General features: G+C 61.8%; 1 pseudogene. It reads left to right on the top strand.

The features are described from left to right. Window positions 1-393 (top strand): annotated as a pseudogene (locus tag AAEZ05_RS27870) (fatty acid desaturase); the annotation flags it as partial.

Raw genomic sequence — 393 nt, 5'->3', positions numbered from 1 at the left:
CCCCACAATGTGATGATGGGCCTGGTGTGGCTGGCGCGCCCGAGCACCATCAACCCGTGGATACGTAGGCATCTGCACCTCAACCATCACAAGGTTTCGGGCACCGAGGCCGATATGGAAGAGCGCGCGATCACCAACGGCGAACCCTGGGGTATCGCGCGGTTGTTGATGGTGGGGGACAACATGATGTCGGCCTTGATCCGCCTGTTGCGCGCCAAGACCTGGCCGCACAGGGTCAGCATCCTCAAGCGCGTGCTGCTGGTGTATGCACCGCTGGCCTTGCTGCATTGGGGCGCGTGGTACGTCTTCCTGGGCTTTCATGCCGCCAATGGGATTGCCAGCCTGATGGGCGCGCCCATTCAATGGTCAGCCGATACCTTGCAGGTGATGCAG

The organism is Pseudomonas sp. HY13-MNA-CIBAN-0226 (genome assembly GCF_040310305.1).
Classification (GTDB): domain Bacteria; phylum Pseudomonadota; class Gammaproteobacteria; order Pseudomonadales; family Pseudomonadaceae; genus Aquipseudomonas; species Aquipseudomonas gregormendelii.
This window is presented reverse-complemented; position numbering and strand designations above follow the sequence as displayed.